Annotated in this window: 13 protein-coding genes; 10 read left to right on the top strand and 3 right to left on the bottom strand. The window is 72.3% G+C overall.

Annotated elements, in window-relative coordinates:
- Positions 1 to 64 precede the first annotated feature (64 nt).
- A complete protein-coding gene (locus tag AB0I81_RS03860) occupies positions 65 to 4,129 on the top strand; it encodes a hypothetical protein (protein ID WP_360649373.1) in 4,065 nt (1,354 codons plus the stop codon).
- 229 nt (positions 4,130 to 4,358) lie between these two features.
- Positions 4,359 to 4,820, top strand: coding sequence for a pyridoxamine 5'-phosphate oxidase family protein (locus AB0I81_RS03855; protein WP_360649370.1), 462 nt, complete (start codon positions 4,359 to 4,361; stop codon positions 4,818 to 4,820).
- Here the strand turns inward: AB0I81_RS03855 and AB0I81_RS03850 are convergent.
- The gene (locus AB0I81_RS03850) at positions 4,789 to 5,997 is read right to left on the bottom strand and encodes a methyltransferase domain-containing protein (protein ID WP_360649367.1); all 1,209 of its coding nucleotides are present in this window, start codon (positions 5,995 to 5,997) and stop codon (positions 4,789 to 4,791) included. The genes AB0I81_RS03855 and AB0I81_RS03850 overlap by 32 nt on opposite strands.
- 138 nt (positions 5,998 to 6,135) lie before the next feature.
- On the opposite strand from AB0I81_RS03850, the gene AB0I81_RS03845 reads away from it, so the two are divergent.
- Positions 6,136 to 6,423 carry a Fe-S cluster assembly protein HesB gene (locus tag AB0I81_RS03845; RefSeq protein ID WP_360649364.1) on the top strand — a complete coding sequence of 96 codons (288 nt, stop codon included), beginning with the start codon at positions 6,136 to 6,138 and terminating at the stop codon, positions 6,421 to 6,423.
- Between the two features lie 54 nt (positions 6,424 to 6,477).
- Here AB0I81_RS03845 and AB0I81_RS03840 read toward each other — a convergent pair whose 3' ends face one another.
- Positions 6,478 to 7,458 (bottom strand): acetylxylan esterase, encoded by a 981-nt coding sequence (locus AB0I81_RS03840; protein ID WP_360649361.1) that lies wholly within the window; start codon positions 7,456 to 7,458, stop codon positions 6,478 to 6,480.
- A gap of 113 nt (positions 7,459 to 7,571) precedes the next feature.
- Here AB0I81_RS03840 and AB0I81_RS03835 point away from each other — a divergent pair, with 113 nt between their 5' ends.
- The 5 genes from AB0I81_RS03835 to AB0I81_RS03815 all read left to right on the top strand — a co-directional run bounded on the left by AB0I81_RS03835 (position 7,572) and on the right by AB0I81_RS03815 (position 11,861).
- On the top strand, positions 7,572 to 7,847 hold the full coding sequence (locus AB0I81_RS03835) for a hypothetical protein (protein WP_360649358.1): 276 nt from the start codon (positions 7,572 to 7,574) through the stop codon (positions 7,845 to 7,847).
- A gap of 33 nt (positions 7,848 to 7,880) precedes the next feature.
- Positions 7,881 to 9,263: an alpha/beta fold hydrolase gene (locus AB0I81_RS03830; protein WP_360649355.1), complete on the top strand. Its 1,383-nt coding sequence runs from the start codon at positions 7,881 to 7,883 to the stop codon at positions 9,261 to 9,263.
- A 269-nt stretch (positions 9,264 to 9,532) separates the two neighbouring features.
- Positions 9,533 to 10,075, top strand: a complete 543-nt coding sequence (locus tag AB0I81_RS03825) for a DUF4142 domain-containing protein (protein ID WP_360649351.1) — start codon at positions 9,533 to 9,535, stop codon at positions 10,073 to 10,075.
- Between the two features lie 11 nt (positions 10,076 to 10,086).
- Complete coding sequence (locus tag AB0I81_RS03820; protein ID WP_360649348.1) at positions 10,087 to 10,938, top strand: hypothetical protein; 852 nt, start codon at positions 10,087 to 10,089, stop codon at positions 10,936 to 10,938.
- A gap of 95 nt (positions 10,939 to 11,033) precedes the next feature.
- The gene (locus tag AB0I81_RS03815; RefSeq protein ID WP_360649345.1) at positions 11,034 to 11,861 is read left to right on the top strand and encodes a PRC and DUF2382 domain-containing protein; all 828 of its coding nucleotides are present in this window, start codon (positions 11,034 to 11,036) and stop codon (positions 11,859 to 11,861) included.
- Positions 11,862 to 12,034: 173 nt separating this feature from the next.
- Here AB0I81_RS03815 and AB0I81_RS03810 read toward each other — a convergent pair whose 3' ends face one another.
- Positions 12,035 to 13,726, bottom strand: coding sequence for an exo-alpha-sialidase (locus tag AB0I81_RS03810; RefSeq protein WP_360650185.1), 1,692 nt, complete (start codon positions 13,724 to 13,726; stop codon positions 12,035 to 12,037).
- Between the two features lie 261 nt (positions 13,727 to 13,987).
- On the opposite strand from AB0I81_RS03810, the gene AB0I81_RS03805 reads away from it, so the two are divergent.
- Together AB0I81_RS03805 and AB0I81_RS03800 are read left to right on the top strand one after the other, a co-directional pair.
- Complete coding sequence (locus AB0I81_RS03805) at positions 13,988 to 14,884, top strand: hypothetical protein (protein WP_360649342.1); 897 nt, start codon at positions 13,988 to 13,990, stop codon at positions 14,882 to 14,884.
- A gap of 69 nt (positions 14,885 to 14,953) precedes the next feature.
- Entirely contained in the window at positions 14,954 to 15,175 is a 222-nt protein-coding gene (locus AB0I81_RS03800) for a hypothetical protein (RefSeq protein ID WP_360649339.1), read from the top strand.
- Positions 15,176 to 15,227 lie beyond the last annotated feature (52 nt).

The following is a 15,227-nucleotide window of genomic DNA, read 5'->3' as shown; positions in this document are numbered from 1 at the left end:
ATGGTCGTCTCGTGACCTATGTTTCTGATGGGATGAAATAGACAGGTCCGGGGGAGAACGCTACATGCCGCACGCCCTTCTGCGCGTGCTCGCTTCGACGTCCATCGCCGTCATGGTCCTCGTGGCCCTGCCGTCCGCTGCCGGAGCGCAGCCCCTGCCGGCACAAGCCCGGCCCTCCCAGGCGCAGGCCGTGCCTGCCCAGATGCCCGCGAAGGCGCGGCCCGTCCCGGCCGTCCAGGAGCCGCCGCCCGCCACCGTGACCGTCCCGCAACGCGCCTCGCTCGCGCTCCAGCGCGCGGGGGACGAGACGGGGAACGAGCGGGTCGGCCCGGCCGCGCCGGAGGTGACCACGCAGGCGGGCCCGGGGCTGGCCAACGGGATCACCGCGAGCGCCACGGCCGTGCAGGACGAGCAGGGCTTCGGCAGGCAGGCGCCCAAGGTGGGCGACGTGCTGCCGGACACCACGCAGGCCGAGACGCTGGCGCTGGTCAAGCCGCTGGCCGCGATAGGCAAGACGTTCGAGGGGCTCGGCCAGGCCGTGCCCGGGCTGACGTACCGGCTGTGCGTGGAGAGCGCCGAGACGCCGGTCTCCTGCTCGACGAGCCGGCCCGTCGGCGTGCCGGCGGCGGCCGACGTGGACGGAGACAAGAAGCCTGACCTGGCGGCCCACCTGATGCCCACCGCCCAGCCGGGACAGAGCGCGGTCGGGGTCACGTTCTCCGTCAAGCGGCTGTCCAGTGAGAACCTCAAGGCCCAGGTCTGGGCCGAGTACGACGGCAAGGTCTCGGTCGGCTTCGACGGGCTGCGCCGCGGCACGTCGTTGTCGGCCTCCGACAAGGGCACGTTCACCGTGGACCTGGCGGGCAAGCGGGTCAAGGCCGTCGTCAACCGCAAGGAGCCGGGCCAGAGCGCGGCCGTGGTGGCGGGGCTGACCGGGCGCAGCGCCGTGAGCCTGCGCCAGACGCCGGCCACCGAAGAGCTCACCGTGAACGCCACGCTCGGCACGCCCAGCATGGACATCGCCGCGTCGGCCCCCGCCAGGCTGGAGGCGGTCGCCGTGACGGGCAACCGTTTCACCCAGGCCGTGCTCGACCGCATGCCGGCCCGCGCCGAGGTGCGGCTGTCCGGCGGGCAGATCCACTTCGCCAGCCCGTCCACCATCTCCCGCGCCACCCTGCACGACCTGGCCTACCGTGGCGGCCGGCTGTCCAGGGTGATCGAGGCCGAGCTGGAGCGGGTGCCCACCACCTTCACCGCCAAGTTCGGCTCGGCGAAGGGCAAGCAGACCCTGTCGGTGGCCGCGGGCTCGGGCCGCACGCGCGGCGGCGCCGCGAGCCTGCGCCTGTACGACGCGGGCGCGGGCAAGACCGTGGTCCGGGCCGACCTCAGCGAGCTGCCCTCCCGGGTGCGCCTGGTCAACGACCCGGACGCGCACCGCGTCACGCACACGACCAGCTCGCCCATCGGCAGGTTCGCCGTGATCCTGCAGCGCAACGGGGGAGCCATCGCCACCCCGCGCGGTGGTCACGTCACCATGATCAAGGACGGCGCCGCGGTGGGGGTGTCGGGGCTGCTGTCGGGACTGTCCGGATTCGACGTCACGTACGGGGCCAAGCCGCACGCCCAGCTCAAGGTGGACGCCAGCGGCCGGTCGTTCGTGGCCGCGGCCAGCATCGACCGCACCCACGTGACCCGGGTGGAGCTGTCCAACACCCCCGCCAGCGTGGACGTCTCGCTCGACCCCGCCGCCAGGGAGGCCGCCTACCAGGCCAGCGCGGTGATCGACGAGGTGCGGGCCGCGTACACGAACCTCAAGTCGGGCCCCACGGTGGACGGCACCGTGCGCGGCGTGCACAAGAACGTGAAGGCGTCGTGGGAGCTGGGCGAGCGCTCGACGGTCGAGGTCGCGACGACCTCGAAGCTCCAGGAAGTGCGGATTTATGCCAATAAAGCGCACGTCACCAAGCCGACCGGCGAGGACGTGCGCGCCACCGTCGAGGGCGTGCGCAAGCGGGCGGAACTCGTCGCCGACGCCAAGGCCAGGACTCTGACCTGGACCTCGGACGGGCCGGTCGCCAAGGTGTCGGCGCTGGCCAGGGTCAAGCTCGGCGACCGGTACGCCAGGGCGGCGGCCGAGGTCACCGGCGTACCGGCCAAGTTCGACGCCTCGTGGGACGCCGCCTCCTACCGCTTCCGCGGCCTGTCGGGGCCGGTGGGCACGGCCGCGCTCGCCTTCACCAACCACGACGGCGCCAAGTCGCCCACGGGGCCGCACCTGGCGGCCCACTACGACCAGGCCACCGGCGACCTGGACGCCAGCGTGCTGGTCAACAAGCTCTCGCACGTCGAGTTCGTCCCGGCCGCGCAGGGTTTCAACGCCGACTTCCGCTCGGCCACCCAGACCCTCGCGGTGGACACCGACGTCAGGCAGGGCGACCTGCGTTTCGGCCTGATCGGCACGGTCGGTCCCGTGCCCGGCAAGCTGGCGGTCTCCGCGGCCGGCGGCAAGGTCACCTACGCGGGCTCCCGCCTGGACGTGCGCGCCCGCGCCTGGCTCGGCAAGAGCGCCGCGCTCGACCGCATGCGGGCCGCGCCCGCGGTGGCGGGCGGGGTGTCGCTGGTGGACGGCTCCTGCGCCGCCGGGTCGGCGGGCTGCGCGCAGGGCGACTTCTGCACGCCGCAGCGCGGCTGCTTCGGGCTGCAGGGCTACATCGACGTGACCGGCCTGCCCGACCAGGTGACGGTGGACCTGACCGGGAAGACGTTCGCGTTCTCCGGGTTCCAGCCCAAGCGGCGCAGCCTCGGCGTGTACCTGTCCAGCAGCGTCCTGTCGCCGGTGCCGATCAAGGCCAGGGCCACGCTGACCGGGCTGCCCGCCAAGATCACCAGCATGTCGCTGGGGCCGTTCGGGGTGGGCAAGGGCAACGTGGTGCAGGCCGCGTACAAGATCGATCCTCCTGCCACGCTGGGCAAGCTCGACGTGCGGGCGGAGGCGGAGGGGCTGCGCGGCCAGGTGGCGATCGACCCGGTGCCCGCGGCGGTGGCCGTCCAGGGCACCTACGGCGCCAAGACCCGCATCAGGGTGAACAACTCCGCGGCCGTCAAGCGGCTGTCCGCCAAGGTCACCATGCCCGGGAAGGGCACCGGCGAGCTGCGCTTCTCCGACGTGCCCGCCGTCTTCGGGGTGGACGCCGACGCCTCGGCCGCCGGGCTGAGCGTGCCGGCCGTCACCTACAAGGCGAACGGCGGTGTCAACACGCTCGACGGCTACCTCGGCGTCGAAGGCGGCCTGGTGGACCCGCTGAAACGGCTCGGGGACGTGTCGTTCGCGGTCAAGGACCTGGCCTCCGACACCACGGTCCGCCTCAACCGCGACCAGTCGCTCGACCTGGTCTCCAAACCGGTGCCCACGGGCCGCATCTCGCTGAGCGCCGGGCTGAAGGTGGACGCGGTGGCCGGGCAGAAGATCGCGGTGAGCAAGGAGGTCCCGTACACCACCGGATTCCTCACCTACAACATCGGCGGCCAGTTCGGGTTGCAGAAGAGCGAGATCGAGACCGTCTCGCTGAGCATCGCGCGCATGTCGTGGTTGCGGATCAGGCCGGGCAAGGTCCCGTTCGGGATGAAGGCGCCGCCGGGACTCGGGTACGTCGCCCCCGCCTTCGAGGGGAACTACGGCACCGTCAAGATCGGCGCCAAGGGCATCAACCTGCGGCCCGACGTCAAGCTGGACGTCAGGCTGAGCCGGGAGATCGGCAACGACGTCTTCCACGAAGCGGTCAAGATCGGCCCCACCACGTCCCTCGCGCTGCGCCGCTACGACCAGCGGATGCGGCGGATCGGGGCCAAGCAGGAGGTCAAGGCGGCCGGGATCAGCCTGGCCTGCGTGACCGTGGACGCCAAACCCGGCTTCGCCGCCCGTGGCGCGCGCAACTCCATCACGCTGCGCGGGGCCGACGGGCCGCAGATGGTGTCCCTGCTCGACCCGGGCGGTCAGGTGCCCGACTACGCGGTGGACCTGCTGACCCACTTCATGAGCCCCTTCCAGGGAGCGGAGTGGAAGGTGGCGAGCGCCGAGGCGGGAGCCTGCGCGGGCGACGGCGGCTCGCCGCGCCCCGATGACCGCTGAACGCGCCACGCGGACGGGCCCGGACGGCTACCTGGAGCCGTCCGGGCCGAACGCCCCCGGTCACGCCCGGGCGGATCGCCTCTCCACACGGCCGAATCTTGACCGTGTGGAGCCGCCCGGGCGTCTCTCCCAGCCCTCAGGCGCCGCCTTGCCTTCGGGCCGTCAACGATAATGACGAAAGTGATCGGTCACTTGTGACGGGCCGACGTGTGACGGAGAGGGCTGAGACATGACGCCGCAACCGACCCCCCGCACTCCCGGGCAGCGCAAGCGGGACACGCTGCACCGGCTGGAGCACGACGTGGACGCCTGGGTGGCCACGGCCGGCGCCGGTGGGGAGCCCTACATGGTGCCGCTGTCGTTCCTGTGGGACGGCGCCACCCTGCTCTTCGGCACGGCCAGCGCCAGCCCGACGGCGCGCAACCTGCTGGCCAACGGCAGGGCGCGGGTGGCGGTCGGGCTGGTGCGCGACGTGGTGCTCATCGAGGGCAGCGTGCGGGGCACGCCCGCCGATGAGATTCCGGCCGAGGTGGGTGACGCGTTCGCCAGGAAGACCGGCTTCGATCCTCGCGAGGAGAGTGCGCCTTACCACTACTTCCGGTGCGCGCCGGATCGCCTGCAGGCGTGGCGGGAGTCGAACGAGCTGGCCGGGCGGGTCCTCATCCGTGACGGCGCGTGGACGGTGGACTGAAGCTCAGCGCGAGGGTGGTGTGACGCTTCTCGATGACGACCGGCCCGCCGTGGCCGGTGCGGGGTGGGGCCGACGCCTCGATGCGCAGGTCGGCCGTCTGCGGGCGGCCCGCCTCGTACCACGCGTTGACGTGCGCGGCCAGCTCCGCCGCCAGCCGCGCCCCGCCGTCCCCGTGGCCGCGCGCCACCACGGAGCCGTCCACCGCGAGCAGGGCGATGGCGCCGTACTCGACCAGGCCGGCGGCGAACCCGCCGCCGACGCCGCCGCTCACGGCGCACCAGCGGGGTTCGTGCAGCGCCAGCCACAACGCCACACCCATGCCGACCACGAACGGCGGCGCCTGCTCCGCCGCCCTGACCGTGATCTCGACGGGCGTCGTGTCCAGCGCCGTGGCGAGGTCGCCGATGTCGCGCGGCTCGGGCAGCGCCAGCAGCACCTCGGGCTCCCGCCGTACCAGGACGGAGGTCTCCGTTCCCGCGAACGGTCCTCGCATCCGCATGAAGCCGCACGGGGCCACGGACCGGCTGACCCAGCGTCCGCCGCCCCCGAGCCGCCCGCCGGGCTCCAGAAGCTCCTCAGACGACTCCTCGGCGCGTTCCATGGCCACGGAGACCTGTACGCCGCGCAGATCGAGCGGCACCACCAGCCGTCCGCCCCGCCGCAGCTGGGCCAGCCAGGCGGGCGCCAGGTCCCACACGCCGACCGTGGCGATCACCCGGTCGTACGGGGCCAGGCCGGGAAAGCCGCCGGCGCCGTCCGCGCAGGCCACCACGACCTCCGGCCGCCCGGCCGCCGACAGGTGATCCCTGGCCTGCGCCACCGTGTCCTCGTCGATGTCCAGGCTCACCACCCGGCCGTCAGGGCCGGTCAGATGCGCCAGCAGCGCCGCGTTGTAGCCGGTTCCCGCGCCGATCTCCAGCACCCGGTGCCCCGGCCGCACGTCCAGCTGGTCGAGCATGGTCGCCATGATGGCCGGCTGTGAGGAGGAGCTGATCGGCCGGCCGCCGGCGTCGAGCTTGGTGACGATGGGCTCGTCGCGATAGGCGTCCTCCGGTTTGACGCCGGGCACGAAGAGGTGGCGGGGGACCGCGAGCATCGCCTCAGCCACCCGGTCGCTGACGTGCTGGGCGGCTCTGAGCTGCGCCACCATGGTCTGTCTCCGCGCCGCGAGGTCCATGGGGCCATTGTCCACGGGCGCGGATCCCGTACGGGATCTTCGGGAATTGTTGGTAAAGAAAGAGTCAAGAAGGGTTGAGGCCCTCAGTCGAGGGAAGGGCAGGCAACTCCTGAACGTCGACCGTGAGGAGGAGCCGTAGTGCTCACCCTGACAGCCAACGCTGCCCAGGCGATCCGTGACCTGACCGCCGGCGCGCCCGAGCCTTCCCAGAGCGGGATTCGCATCTCGTCCCAGGGAGAGGGCGCCAGCTCGCTGACCCTGACCTTGGCCACCGCCCCCGAACCGGCGGACGCGGTGGTCGAGGCCGAAGGGGCCCGGGTCTACCTGGATCCTGTGGCCGCGACCGTGCTGGAGGACAAGTCCCTGGACGCCGGAGCCGATGACCAGGGAAGCGTGTCCTTCCTGGTGACCGAGCAGACCGCTTGAGTCGGCCCCGCCGTGCCACCGCCGCCCTTCCGTGGCGGCGGCACGGCGGGCCGGTCACCCTTGCGAGAGAAGTTTGTGCAGGTAGCGCACCTGCTCTTCTGACTGGTAGCCGCCACCGCCCTCGTGGTTGTTCCAGGGCCACACGGTGATCTCCTTGGGACCCTGCCAGTGGTTGTGGGCGGCGAAGACCGTGGACGGCGGGCAGACGTCGTCCATCAGCGCCACCGAGTACAGCGCGGGCACGGTGGCACGGGCCGCGAAGTTCATCCCGTCGAAGTAGGACAGCGTGCGGAACACCTGCTCGGCGGCGTCGCGCCGGGTGGCGAGGAAACGGACCAGCTCCTGGTACGGATCCCGCCCGGTGATCTCGACGGCCCGCCGGAAGTGCGACAGGAACGGCACGTCGATCAGCGCCGCCTTGACCCCCTGGTGCAGAGCCGCCGCGGCCTGCGCGATGGCGCCGCCCTGGCTGCCGCCCGAGACCACGACGCGCCCCGCGTCCACCGCCGGGTGCGTGGCCGCCGCGTCCACCGCCCTGACGGCGTCGGTGAACACGCGCCGGTAGTAGTAGTCGGCCGGGTCGAGGATGCCGCGCGTCATCATGCCGGGCGCCTGCGCCCCCGCGCTGCCGTGCGGGTCGCCGGTGACGCCGGGGCTGTTCACGTTCGCGCCGCCGTGGCCGCGCGTCTCCATGACGAACACGGCGTAGCCCGCCGCCGGCCACAGCAGGTGGTCCTTGGGGAACCCGCGACCGCCGCTGTAGCCGATGTAGTGCACCACGCAGGGCACCGGGCCGTCCGCGCCGCGCGGCAGCAGGAACCAGCCGTTGATGCGGTGCCCGCCCCAACCGGCGAACGACACGTCGTACACGTCCACGCCGGCGAGGGGCAGGTCGTACGGGACGTACTCGGCCGCAAGGTCGAACGTGCGGGCCTCGGCCAGGGTGGCGGACCAGAACGCGTCGAAGTCCGCCGGCTCGTCGCGGTCGGGCAGGTAGGCGCGCAGTTGCTCCAGCGGCAGGTCGAACAGTGGCACAGTGCTACTCCAGCCTGTAGAAATGATGCTGTCATTTCACCTCATACCGGTGGAAAGCGCTATCCCGGGGTCGGCTTCAGCTGAAAGCGTGAGATCTGGGTAGACGGTGACGCGTGACTGAGCATGTAATCGAGGTCCCCTACTCCCACCTCTATCCCGGTCTGATCCTCGACGCCCCCGCGGACGCCCACGACTTCCTCGTGTTGTTCGGCGACGACTCCGAGTCACGCGCGCAGTTGCTCAGCGACTCCGCGGGTCGGCCGGTGCTCAGGATGGGCGGCTACATGACGGCCCGGGGCACGGTCATCGACGAGCGCGTGTGGACGGTACGCGAGTCCGTCAGGCGTGGCGACCGCATTCGCATGCGGCTGGGTCGCTCGATTCCCTGAGCCCGGCGGTGGGTGTGCACTAACGTCCCTTTCGTGGCTTCTTTGGCCGGGCTGGCCGGGCGGGTGGTGACGGGCGCCGGGGTGCTGGCCCTGTCGCCGGTCGCGGGACTGGCCGCGCTGGCCGGGACGGCGACGGTGGTGCCCGAGCCGACGGCGTTCGCGGTGGCGGGCCTGTCGGTGTTCGCGTCGGTGTTCTTCCTCGGGCTGCTGCTGTGCGTGCCCAGGCCGGGGGTGGCGTGGGGGCGCTGGTTACGGGCGGCGGTCGTGCTGGGGGTGGAGGCCGCGGTCGTCTGGCACGTCTCGGCGGCCACGCTGGATCCCGCGCCGCCGCCGGACGGGCCCGCGAAGGTGGCCGGGCAGCGGGAGTGGCGGCTGTCCACGGGGTCGCGGCTGGCGTACGTACGGGTCGCGCCGAAGCGGGTCACGCGGCCGGATCCGGTGGTGTTCCTGCACGGCGGTCCCGGCGTGGCCGACCTGGAGGGGGACTCGGCGTTCTACGGGCGGCTGGCGTCCGCCGGTTTCCCTGTCTACGTCTACGACCAGCTCGGGGCGGGCCGGTCGGCGCGGCTGGCCGATCCACGGGGGTACGGCCTGGACCGGGACGTGGCCGACCTGGAGGCGATCCGGCTGGCGGTACGGGCCGAGCGGCTGAACCTCGTCGCCAGGGGGCACGGGGCGCAACTCGCGGCGGCGTACCTGGCGGAGCACCCGGACCGGGTCGCCAGGGCGGTCCTGCTCTCCCCGGCCGGGCTCTCTCCGGGCCGCGCGGCGAACCGGCCCGTCGCCTCCGCGGTCCTGGTGGGCCCCGACGGGCTGCCCGCCCCCCGTACGCTCGCCGTCTCCACGCTGCTGGAGGTGGACCCGGTGATCGCGCACGCCTTCGCGGGCGATCGCGAACTGGACGCCCACCTGACCCGCGCACTCCGCCGCCCACCGGCCCCCTGCCGGGCCCCCCTCGGTGGTTCGGGCGGCGCAAGGGCGGACAACGGGCCGGGCGCTTCCGGCACTCTTGGGCCGGGTGCCGGGCCGGACGGTTCCGGCACTCATGGGCCGGGCACCGGGCCGGACGGTTCCGGCGGAGCGGGCGCGGACGCTGAGGCGGGCGGCTATGGCGGGTATGCCGCCCTGACCGAGCGGGTCGTCTCCGCGTCGTTGCGGGCCGAGCTGACCCGGGTGGCCGTGCCCGTGCTGGTCGTCAAGGGCGCCTGCGACACGCAGAGCTGGTCGGAGGCCGTCGGCTACCGGCGGGCGCTGCCGGACGCCGGGCTCGCCTATGTCGGCGGCGCCACCACCGCCCTCGGCCGCGACAACGCGCACCTGGAGGTGCTGCGCGCGTTCCTCACGGGCGCTCAGGTGGATACCCAGGCGAACGACACCCCGCCGCCCGGCTATCGCGGCCCCGTCCAGAACAGCTGAACCGCCCTCGCCGGGCACCCGAGCCGCAACGTGGGGGGTGACGGCGGCCCTGCCGGGCACCTGGGCCGCGACGTGTGGGGCCTTTGCCGGTGCCTGGGCCGCAGCGTGCGGCGTGACGGACGCCCTTTCAGGACAACCGGATGGTTGTTTCCGGATTCCTGAGCCGGTCGTCGGCCGGGACGCGCCCGGATATCCCGAATGCTGGGCCGCCATCCTCAGAAAAGTTACTCTCTGTAACTGAAAAGTGTCACCATGTCATAGGAAGTCTCATGCGCACTCGTCTCACCCTGTCCCTGGCCGCCGTGGCCCTGGCGGCCCTCCCGGGTTGCGCCGGTGGTACGGCGCCGAACGACGCGGCGGTGGCCGTGCAGACCGACGCGCAGCCGTCCGAGCAGGACCGGAGCTGGCTGCGAGACAGCCACGGCGGCAACCTGGCCGAGATCCAGGCGGGCCGGATGGCGATGCGCAAGGGCACCACCGACCAGATCAAGTCCCTCGGCGAGATGCTGCTCAACGACCACACCAAGCTCGGCCACAAGGTCACCCGGACCGCCGAGCAACTCGGCATCCAGTTGCCCACCTCACCGAACGCTGACCAGCGGGCCGTGGTGCGGCGGCTGCGGGAGTCCTCGGGCAAGGAATTCGACCAGGACTTCCTGTCGGGCATGGTCAAGGCGCACACGGAGGCGGTGGCGGCCACCAAGGCGGAGATCTCCGGCGGCTCGGCACCGGCCACGAAGGAGCTGGCCAAGACCGCGCTGCCGGCCCTGGAGGGGCACCTGTCGGCCATCCGCAAGGCCCAGGGCGACTGAGGCCGGAGCCGTTGCCGTCCGGAGAGCACGCCGTCCCGCCCGGAGAGCACGCCATGCCGCCCGACGGGCACGCCGTCCCGCCCGGGGAGAGCGCCGTGCCGCCCGGGGAGAGCGCCGTGCCGCCCGGGGAGAGCGCCGTCCCGTCCGGGGAGCACGCCATGCCGCCCGACGGGCGCGCCATGTCGTCCGGAAAGCGCGCCATGTCGTCCGGAAAGCGCGCCGTGCCGTCCAAGAAGTGGGCCGTGCCGTCTCTGGGGCGGATCGTGGCGCCGCTGGTGCGCGCCGGGGTGGCGGGCTCGCGCGGACTGCTCATCCAGGGCACGATCACCGTGGAGTCGGCGCTGCTCGGCGAGCGTGGCACGCATGAGGTGCTCCTGCGCCTGTCCAGGGGGCCGATCCTGCCCGGCGTGCTCACGCTGGCCGTGCGCCTGCCCACCGGTGTGGACCTGGTGATGTTCACGGGGTACGCCGCCCTGCCCGTGCCAAGGCGGGCCTTCACCGCGGGCCCGTACTCCACCCTGGCCTCCTACCAGTGCGGCCCGCGCCGGCACCGCCTCGTGGCCAGGCCCGAGGGTGAACGGGTGCCCGCCGACCCGGCCCTGCTGCCGGCCACCCTCGGGCGCGGCCCGCTGCTGTTCCACCTGTGGGCGGGCGCCCGCTACCTGGCCAGGCTGCGTGCCCACACCCCGCTGCCCGGCCGTGAGCTGTCCTTCGACCCCTTCCGCAACAGCGATCCCGCGCTGCATCCCGCCTCCGCCCGCCTGTGGTGGCTGTGGCAGTCCGCCTGCGGGGAGGAGTGCCGGAAACCGTCCGCGGACATCCGGGAAAAGGGCGCGGATCCCGAGAGTCGTTCCACGAACTAGGGGCAAACGTGCCCTCCCCTTGTGTGGCTTTATGGCGATATGGGGTATTTGTCCTTTTTGAACCAGGACGAACGCATAGGGGGATCGTCGTGGCTATGCAAACAGAGATCCGTAACCTACTCGACTGCCATGTGGTGGGGGCGGACGGGCAATCCATCGGAAAGGTGGGGCAGGTCTACCTCAACGACGGTACGGGTGAACCGGAATGGGTCACCGTACGCACGGGATTCTTCGGGATGAAGCAGACCTTCGTGCCGCTGATGAACGCCCGCCGTTCGGGCGAGGAGATCAGGGTCCCCTTCGACAAGGAGATGATCAGGGGCGCGCCCAACATCGACGTGGACGGCCGGCTCTCGCTGAACGAGGAGGCCGACCTCTACCGCTACTACGGGATGCAGCCCGCCGACATCCCGCGCCAGCGCGGCGGCGAGACCCGTACGCGGGGGCCGATCACCGGGGAGGGGCAGCGGGCCGGCCTGGCCGGCGACATGCGCGGGGACCTCGCCGACGACCGCGACATCGACATCACCAGGTCGGAGGAGCAACTCCACATCGGAAAGGAGAGCAGGGAGACCGGGCGCGTACGCCTGCACAAGTACGTCGAGACCGAGAACGTCACCCAGAAGGTCCCGCTCTCGCACGAGGAGGTCGTGATCGAGCGCGAGCCCATCCGCGACGGCGAGATGGCCGGGGTGGAGATCGGCGAGGACGAGCGGCAGATGATCCTGCACGAGGAGCGCGCGGTGGTCGGCAAGGAGACCAAGCCGGTCGAGCGCATCCACATCCACAAGCAGGACGTCCAGCACGAGGAGACGGTCGAGGGCCAGGTCCGCAGGGAACGGCTGGAGATCGACGAGGAGGGGATGACCAGGGACGAGAACGCGCGCTTCGACCGTGGTGAGGACCTCCCGCCGGAGCGGTGACGGCCACCTGCGGAGCGGCGCACAGCCGCGGCGCGTAGGGCGACAGCGTCGCGCGGGGGCCGGGAAGGGCCCCCGCGGGCGCGTGTCCTCTGCTCAGGAGTCGAACTCGACGCTCAGGAGTAGAGCTTGACGCTCAGGAGTAGGGCTCGACGCTCAGGAGTAGGGCTCGACGCTCAGGAGTAGAGCTCGACCTCGTTCAGCATGCTGCACGTCCGGCCTATCTCCCGGTCGCAGTCCGTCGTGGGACTGGTGACGATCTTGACGTGCCGGGCGGTGCGGCCGATCTCGTCGTAGCGCAGCGCGTGGTCGGTCCTGTTCTTGATCGTGACGACCGGCTCGCCCCAGGAACGGCCGTCCATGGAGACGTACACGCGGGCGCCGGCCGGACGCCCGGGGCGCAGGCTGAGGCCGATCCGGCGCAGCGGGTACGGCTTGTGCAGGCTAAGCACGTATTGGCCCCGCCCCTTGGCCACGGCGCTCGACCAGTAGCCGGTGCCGCCGTCCAGGGCGCCACGGGGGCGCGTTCTGGGCCGTTCGCGGCTCGACCACCGCATCGTGGTGGAGATCCGCAGGTCGCCGCGTTTGCGCAGGCCGGCCAGGTCCAGCCGGGTGCCGGGCGTGCGGACGTCGAACAGCAGGCGCTTGATCGCGTACCAGCCGCCGTGCTCGAAGAGCCCGTGCGCCGGGCACGCGGTCTCGTCGAGGTGCCCGTCCGGGCGCACTCCCGCCAGCTTGCAGTTGTCGAACACCTGGATCAGCCGGTGCGTCCCGACGGCGGCCAGGCCGGTGTAGCCGGAGGAGCCGTGCGTGTCCCAGACGCCGTCGCGGTTGTGATAGGTCACCTGCGGCTGCAGCCACTCCTCGCCCAGCCCGTCGGGGGAGACCGCGAGCCAGTTGTCCGGGCGGCCCGCGCTCAGCACGAGCACGCCGCCGGGCATCAGCAACAACCGCGGCGCGACGCCGCGCGCCACGCAGTCCATGCCGGCGAAGCGCAACTCGCGCACCGGCGACCAGGTGCGGCCGCCGTCGAGGGAGCGGCTCTGGCGCAGCGTCGCGTACGGCCCGCCGTCGCGCCGCAGCACGGCCACCAGGCTGCCGTCCACCGCCTGCTCGATCGCCGCCTCGGTGTAGGCGAACCCCGGCTCGGGCTCGGCGATCACACCGCGGCGTTCGAATCTGCGGCCGCCGTCGCGGCTGGCGTACACCTCGGCCTGGTAGGTCCCGGTACGGGCGTAACGCGCGTACAGCGTGATGAGGATTGTCCCGTCGGCGAGCTGGACCGGAGCCCCGTGCGCGGCCCCGCCGGGCAGCAGGTCGCCGTCGGGCGTGGACAGGGTGGCCTCGGAGCGCAGCCAGCTCTCGCCGTCCAGCGCCGAGGAGGTCAGCACGCCCAGCACCGCGGTGTGCGGCCCGGTCCTGTCCGGGTAGTACTCGGTGGCGAAGAACCGGCCGTCGTGCAGCTCGATCGGCGACTCGCGCAGTGGGGTGGGGGAGGCGGGGCCGAAGGTGCGCCCGCCGTCGTCCGAGACCGCCGCGTCGCTGTTGAGTGAGACGACCCTGTCCACGTTGGTGGTGTAGGTGGCGATCACCTTCTGCGCGGGGGCGCCGCCGGGGCCGGTCACGTCGAGGGCCGACACGTTCGGGAACCCGGCGAAGTCGAGCCGCTGCGTGGCCGTCGGCTCCCGCTCCTCCGGCGGCGGATTCGGATGAATCCAGTCTAGGAAGGAAGCAGTATCGATCAGGTTACCCCCGGACTCGGGGGAGTGATCAGGTAGCACGCAGTAACCGCCTCCGGCCTGCGCCGGGCCGGGGTGCGCGGGCAGTCCCGCGGCAACCGACATGGCCACGACCACGGCTCTGGTCACCGGCAAGGGCTCGCTCCTCGGCTGTCGTCCACGATCTGCCGCACCTACCGGACTTTAGATCATCCGCCTGCCGTAACACGGCATTCACCTGCGGGAAGTCGCGGGTTCACGCGGGCCACCCCGGGGGGCGCGGGGGAGTCAACCTGTAGGCGTTAAGTGACAGTTGACAGAAATGCCCAGTCTGACGACGATCGGGGCGGCACTATTAAGTGTCAATTTACGTCGGCCAGGACGGCCGTACGGGTCAGGAGGTGGCCCAAGATGAGCATCGAGCCGCGGGCGAGAGTGGCCCCGCTGCGAGTGCTTCCCGGCCCGGCGCCCATGGCGCCGGAGACCGCCGCCCAGCAACGCGTCGTACGGCGCATCTGCACCAGGGTCGCGCCGGAAGGCATCGAGGTCGGCGTCGCCGAACTGCCCCCCGGCGGGCTGCAGGTGTGGATCGACACCCCGCAGCCGGTGGCCGGGCAGGAGTCATGGGTGCTGCACCACCGGATGGCCCGCGAGGTCGCGCTGGTCGGCTGGCACTGTGAGGCCGACGCCGACCGCCTGCTGGTACTGGGCTGGAGCGCGGCGTGCCTGCACAACCGGGTACGCCTGCTGCAGAGCGGGCTGCGCAGGCTCACCGACTTCGAGCCGACGGCGCAGCGGGCCGTGCAACTCGACGGCGGCGACCCGGACGACCGGCCGGCCGCGCCGCTCGTGGACGGCGTGTGCGCCGCGATCGAGCGTCGGCTGCGCTGGCCGCTGCGGCTGGCCGAGCTCGACGGGTTCGAGCGCAGCTCGGGCCTGCCGCACCTGCAACTGCTCCTCGCCCAGGTCACCGGCCTGGAGGCGAAGGTGGCGGGCGCCTGCAGAGAGCATCTCGTCATGGCGCGGGTGCTGGCGCGGGCCGTCTGCGAGCACTACGCGCGGCACGCGGACCTGGCCCGCGCGCAGCGTGAGGTGCTGCTGGAGACCCGCCGCTGGGTGCACGCCAGTTCCATGATCAGAGGCTCGGCCGGCGCACGGCCGGGCTCCGCCGGCGCCGGCCGTCCCCACATGGGGCTGGCCGAGCGCCGTATCGCCGCGAGCGTCATCAACCACGGCGTGCCCAGGGCCACCCCCGGGGCCGCCGCTCCACGAGTCGTCAACGCCGACCTCGAGGAGGGCGCGCGCTGACGACAAGCCGCTCAACGGCGAGCGGTCGCCCGGAAAACCACACACGAGTCCGGTAGGAGAGCTCCCGTCATGCGAACCCCCCCGCATCTTCCCGCCCGCTCCAGGCGCGAGCACGGTGACGCCGCCGCCCATGCCGTACGGCGTCATCCGTACGGGCTGCGCGACACGCTCGACCTCATCGACCCCACGCCGCCCCCCGACACGCACGTCGAGCAGCGGCTGCTCGACATCAGGGAGATGTCCAACCAGGCCATCGGCTCCATCGACGACCTTCTCACGCACACCGCCTGAGGTGTGCCCCCAGCGGCCCCGACCCCGGGAGCCGGAAGCGCGATCCGCACCT

This window comes from Nonomuraea sp. NPDC050404, assembly GCF_040655495.1.
GTDB lineage: Bacteria > Actinomycetota > Actinomycetes > Streptosporangiales > Streptosporangiaceae > Nonomuraea.
The sequence above is the reverse complement of the archived record's forward strand: the minus strand, read 5'-3'. Positions and strand labels throughout refer to the sequence as shown.

What these genes read in the sequence shown, in the direction of transcription:
- AB0I81_RS03825 (WP_360649351.1), top strand. Translation starts at nt 9,533, where the DNA reads ATGCGCACTCGTCTCACCCTGTCCCTGGCCGCCGTGGCCCTGGCGGCC.
- AB0I81_RS03855 (WP_360649370.1), top strand. Translation starts at nt 4,359, where the DNA reads ATGACGCCGCAACCGACCCCCCGCACTCCCGGGCAGCGCAAGCGGGAC.
- AB0I81_RS03850 (WP_360649367.1), bottom strand. Translation starts at nt 5,997, where the DNA reads ATGGACCTCGCGGCGCGGAGACAGACCATGGTGGCGCAGCTCAGAGCC.
- AB0I81_RS03800 (WP_360649339.1), top strand. Translation starts at nt 14,954, where the DNA reads ATGCGAACCCCCCCGCATCTTCCCGCCCGCTCCAGGCGCGAGCACGGT.
- AB0I81_RS03805 (WP_360649342.1), top strand. Translation starts at nt 13,988, where the DNA reads ATGAGCATCGAGCCGCGGGCGAGAGTGGCCCCGCTGCGAGTGCTTCCC.
- AB0I81_RS03860 (WP_360649373.1), top strand. Translation starts at nt 65, where the DNA reads ATGCCGCACGCCCTTCTGCGCGTGCTCGCTTCGACGTCCATCGCCGTC.
- AB0I81_RS03815 (WP_360649345.1), top strand. Translation starts at nt 11,034, where the DNA reads ATGCAAACAGAGATCCGTAACCTACTCGACTGCCATGTGGTGGGGGCG.